The 3,827-nt window shown below is 59.6% G+C and carries 3 protein-coding genes and 1 pseudogene; 2 read left to right on the plus strand and 2 right to left on the minus strand.

Annotated features, from left to right (window positions below; all coding sequences use genetic code 11):
• Nucleotides 1-513: pseudogene (locus VFN25_RS12250) on the minus strand (RlmI/RlmK family 23S rRNA methyltransferase); the annotation flags it as partial.
• Nucleotides 514-984: 471 nt separating this feature from the next.
• On the opposite strand from VFN25_RS12250, the gene VFN25_RS12255 reads away from it, so the two are divergent.
• Nucleotides 985-1,932, plus strand: a complete 948-nt coding sequence (locus tag VFN25_RS12255; protein WP_325142288.1) for a TerC family protein — start codon at nucleotides 985-987, stop codon at nucleotides 1,930-1,932.
• 2 nt (nucleotides 1,933-1,934) lie between these two features.
• Here the strand turns inward: VFN25_RS12255 and VFN25_RS12260 are convergent, their stop codons facing one another.
• Nucleotides 1,935-3,140 carry a GGDEF domain-containing protein gene (locus tag VFN25_RS12260; protein ID WP_325142290.1) on the minus strand — a complete coding sequence of 402 codons (1,206 nt, stop codon included), beginning with the start codon at nucleotides 3,138-3,140 and terminating at the stop codon, nucleotides 1,935-1,937.
• A 277-nt stretch (nucleotides 3,141-3,417) separates the two neighbouring features.
• Here VFN25_RS12260 and VFN25_RS12265 point away from each other — a divergent pair.
• The coding region (locus tag VFN25_RS12265) for a rhomboid family intramembrane serine protease (RefSeq protein WP_325142292.1) at nucleotides 3,418-3,827 on the plus strand (410 nt) is incomplete at its 3' end.

Genomic DNA, 3,827 nt, shown 5'->3' on the forward strand with positions numbered 1-3,827 from the left:
GAAACTTTCCTGTTTCTGCACATGTTTTTCGGCATAGGCGTAAATCGTGCTGTCAGGGAACTGTTCGAGCAGGCATTCGCGGATCAGCTCACGCTGCTTGTACATGCCGGCCGAGAAGAACTCGATGACCAGGGTATTGGCAAAACGATCAACGACCAGTCCGGAGAGTCCATCGCCTTCGGAGTGGATCAGTCGATAGGCATCGGTGACCGCATCGAGTTTGAGCAGATCACGACGCAGACTGACGGCTGCGGCGATCTTGCGCTTGAAAAACTCCGCATCGACCTGCTCCTCCACGTCGGCAGTGAGCACGCGCAAGCTGATCCGAGAATGGCCGTTGTAGAAGCCGCGTCCGGCGTATTCACCGTTGCGGTCGACGATCTCGACAATGCTGCCGGGTTTCGGTTTCGGCTCAGGGCGCTCCACCATCTTCTGGTAGATCCACGGATGGTTCGAGCGGCGTTCGATCTTGAGTTGTACGACGGGCAGAGGCCCCGGGGGATGTTTGTCCATCGCGGCATGATAAGCGATGCCGCTTGAGCACGTGAGCGTAGGAGCGGTGAGCGGTTAGCGGGAGATGCGAAAAGCAGCGGGCGGTGAGCGGGTAGCGGGAAAATCTGTCCAGGCGTTTCGGCGGATGTTGCGAAAGATGGTTCATCGTGCTGCCGGCATGTCGGAAACCGCAATGCTCCTCCCGCTCACCGCTCACCGCTCACCGCTCACCGCTCCCGCTCCATTCATGACTTTCGACAGGGATTCCGCTACAGTCGGACGCGTAAACGAAGGGGAGTAGCTCTCCCGTTGCCGTGATCGTCAGCACGGACCGCCCCGCCGGTCCCGGTCCGGCAGGCAAGCTGTTGATGATTCACATCGTGGCTTGCGAGCAAGACCTTCGCCGACGACGGCGAAGCTGTGCCCGGAATTCCCGAGGCCCTGCCTGCAGTCAGTGGAGCGGGACCTTTTCGTTTTCTGGAGCCATTGTTCATGCATACCATCGGTACACCGGGCCTGTGGCTCGCCTTCAGCCTGTTGGTCGTTGTTGCCCTGGTTGTCGATTTCATGGTTCTGCGTCCGGGCGGCTCGCACCGGGTGTCGTTCAAGGAAGCGACTTTGTGGAGCATCGCCTGGATCGCACTGGCCATGTTGTTCAATCTCGGCCTCTGGTACTGGCTGGGTGGCCACGTCAGCCCCGAGGTTGCCAACGAGGCCGCTTTGCAGTTTTTGACCGGCTACGTGGTCGAGAAGGCCCTGGCGATCGACAACATCTTCGTCTTTCTGCTGATTTTCACGCGTTTCGGAGTCGGCCCCGAGTTGCAGCAGCGAGCGCTGATGATCGGCATCCTCGGCGCGATCGTGTTGCGGGCAATCCTGATTTTCATCGGCGCGGCGCTGATTCAGCGTTACCACTGGATCCTGTATTTCTTCGGCGCCTTCCTCGTCTATACCGGCGTCCAGATGGTGCGCTCGCCCAGCGATGACGCCGATTTCGAGGCCAATCCCCTAATGCGCTGGATGCGCGGCAATCTGCGTCTGACCAGCGAATACCACGGCAACGCGCTGAGCGTGGTCAAGGACGGTGTGCGCTGGTTCACGCCGATGTTCGTGGTCATCGCCCTGCTTGCCGTGACCGACGTGATTTTTGCGGTTGATTCGATCCCGGCGATCTTTGCCATCACCGAGGATCCGTTCATCGTGCTGACCTCGAATGTGTTCGCCGTGCTCGGCTTGCGCGCCTTGTTTTTCCTGGTTTCCGGCATGGCCGAGCGCTTTCACCTGCTCAACTATGGCCTCGCCGGTGTGCTCAGTCTCATCGGTGTGAAAATGCTCATCGTCGACTTCTGGAAGGTGCCGATCGGATTGTCGCTGGGCCTGGTGGCTTTGCTGATCGGCGCTTCGCTGATAGCCAGTCGCCTGTTCCCCAAAGCGGAATGAAATCAGGGGGTCGCGCCGTCGGGGTCGATATCGAGCGAGGATTGGCGACGAATCGCCGAGGCCGCAAAGATGCGATTGCGCCCCGCGCGCTTGGCCTCGTACATCGCGTGATCGGTTTCCCGCAGCAAGGTTTCAAGGTTGCTCATTGCGGGCCCGAGTGAGCCGACGCCAATCGATGCGCGCAACGGCAGCGGCCAACCGCTGACCGTGAACTCCGAGTCGCATAGGTGCTTGCGGATTCTCTCGGCCAGGCTGATTGCGGCTTTCTCGTTGGTGTCGGGCAGGATCAGCACGAATTCTTCACCGCCAAGGCGTGCGAGGATGTCGGATTCACGCATCACCTCGCCCACGCATTCGACGAATCGACACAAGGCAAGATCCCCCACTTCATGGCCAAACTGATCGTTGATGCGCTTGAAGTGGTCAATGTCGAGAATCAGCAGAGACAGGGCGCGGCCGTGTCGTTTGCTCGCGGCGATCGCCTTGTTGGCCAATTCAGTCATCGTGCGCCGGTTGAATACTCCGGTCAGCGGATCGAGCGTCGCCAGCCGGGTCAGATCCTTGTTCATGCGTTCGCCACACATGAGCAGGAAACCCGAGGTTGCGATCACCGGCATCAACGAGGCATACGTGAAAACGACGCCTTGCATGATCGAAGAGGTCGTCAGGAAGATCGAACTCGAACTCGGCGTGAGCGCTGCGCGAGTGAGCATGATCACAATCGCCGCACCGAGCATGATTGCGACCAGATGCTCGGGTTGCGTGATCGGGCCAGGGGCGCGGTAGATCGCACTGAGGCCATACAGCAATACGATCGACAGAATCAGTGAAATCAGGATGATGCGACCTTGCAGGCTGGGCCAGACGTAGGTCAGGAGAATCTCACCAGCAGCCGCAAGCAGAATGATGACAATGAAGGCAAGCCTGCGATCGGGCCTGTGGTTGTATTCGCGCAGTGCCTGAATCAGGAGCGTGAACGAGACCACCAGCAAGGTATTGGCGACGACGATCGAGAGCCAGTCCGGAATCTGTTCGCGCATCGACAGCAGCGCATAGGAAAACGGCTGGATGAGCAGGCCACGCACCCACAGTTGGATGGGATATTGCAGGTTGCGCGGATAGCCGCTTGTCGTGAAGGCCAGCGCCATGCCGATAATCAGGGTGATCGTCGCGGTCAGCTGCATCGCGGTCGAAATGTGAAAATCCATGACATTACAATCAGTTGGGTCAACAGTTTAAGCAAGGTTCGAGCCAACTCCTCGAGAATCAGGCGAACTGACGATGAGCGAGCGACCACTTGGTGCTGAGGAGGAGACCTGTCGCAAGGACGGTCAACCATCGGCCGCCGGAACGCTCTGATCCTCGTCGGAGAACGAGCGAGCGCCAGGTCTTGATGCGGAGCGCCTGCGCAGGCGCGATCAGGCATTCGCTTTGATTCGAGGCAGTCGCCCTTGCACCGGCTGGGCTCGGCCCAACCTATTCAGGATGGAAATCGCACCCCCGTCCCCCGATCCCGGAAGCGCCGCGGTCAAGCTTGATCGCGAACGAATCAGCTACGCGGTGTTCAGCGCCTCAGTCCTGTTGCTTGGAATCTGGCTGGTCTGGGTCGGCGGCTGGCTGCTTGGCTGGTCGATGAATGATCTCGGTATCGAGCCGCGCCGAGTGCACGGTCTGATCGGGATACTCAGCGCGCCGCTGGCCCACGCTTCGTTTGCTCACCTGATGTCAAACACCTTGCCGCTGGCCCTGTTGGCGACATTGGCCCTGTATGCCTATCCGCGCGCTACCCAGTTCGCCTTGCCGATGATCTGGCTGCTATCCGGCACCGGTGTCTGGCTTTTCGCGCGCGATTCGGCGCATGTCGGCATGAGCGGCATCAATCATGGCCTCAAGTT

The sequence above is a fragment of the Dokdonella sp. genome (assembly GCF_035703485.1).
Taxonomy (GTDB): domain Bacteria; phylum Pseudomonadota; class Gammaproteobacteria; order Xanthomonadales; family Rhodanobacteraceae; genus Dokdonella.